Origin of the sequence: Prevotella amnii CRIS 21A-A (assembly GCF_000177355.1) — a bacterium.
GTDB lineage: Bacteria > Bacteroidota > Bacteroidia > Bacteroidales > Bacteroidaceae > Prevotella > Prevotella amnii.
This window is the reverse complement of the sequence record NZ_ADFQ01000009.1, coordinates 1-881: the sequence shown is the minus strand read 5'-3', so window position 1 is coordinate 881 and position 881 is coordinate 1. Positions and strand designations below refer to the sequence as shown.

The following is an 881-nucleotide window of genomic DNA, read 5'->3' as shown; positions in this document are numbered from 1 at the left end:
GATGAAGTCCGCACGTTCCTGTGTCTCTTTGCTCATATAGACAGCTTTTCTACTTATCAACTTGATGGGAGTAAGGTAGGTTTGTTTGTATGCTTCGAGCGTCTCCTTTCTCATTTTGGCACTGATGCGTCTTTGAACGGCTGCGTTCTCCGTGTGCTGTGATGGCACAGCATCTTGTGATGATACAGTATGCTGCTCATATTCCATCTTTTCCGAAAGAGCGTCCGCCTTGTTCATGGGTGTTCTTTTTTCCTGCTTCCTGACCTCTTCCCGTTCAGGGATAAACTTGTCTTTTTGTTTGGTAGGCTTTGAATAGGTATCTTCTTCGTTACCACCCAAATAATATGAAAGGTCATACTCTTCTTCTGTTGTTTTCTTCTTTTCCATGTCTTTATCTCATTTTATGTTTAACTTGTTTTACCTTTATGGGATTGGTTTGTGTTTGTGACATCGTCAATGATAGGCTTTTCTGCTGTTCACGCACCCTGTGGATGTGATATTCGTTGAGGTCTTTGAAGTTCCTGTAATGCACGGACATATCATCTACCTTGAAACCAGCTTCCATAAAATCCTCCGTAGTTCTCCGTCCAGCTTCGTCATTGTCAAGGAAGGTACGAATGGAGGATACTTGCCTGTCATTGAGATAGCGAATGCTCCTTGCCACATTACTCACGGAGTTCATCACAAGGCAATGGCTGATGATTTCTTCTTTCATTGAAAGGAAGGATAGAAAGTCCATAAAACCTTCGAACACGCAGACCGGTTTCATTCTATCCGTTATCTTATCCGTGAACACGGGGGTAATATCCTTCGGAGCAATCGTTCCCTTGAAAGAGCCTTTATCCCGAAGTTCATAACCGCCCGATTGGTTGGCAAAACCT

The 881-nt window shown here is 43.2% G+C and carries 2 protein-coding genes; both read right to left on the bottom strand.

Going from position 1 to position 881, the window contains the following annotated elements; translation table 11 throughout:
- On the bottom strand, nucleotides 1-387 hold a 387-nt coding region (locus tag HMPREF9018_RS01150), incomplete at its 3' end, for a DUF3408 domain-containing protein (protein ID WP_008446915.1).
- A gap of 4 nt (nucleotides 388-391) precedes the next feature.
- Nucleotides 392-881: toprim domain-containing protein (locus HMPREF9018_RS01145; RefSeq protein WP_008446916.1), on the bottom strand; the 490-nt coding region annotated here is incomplete at its 5' end.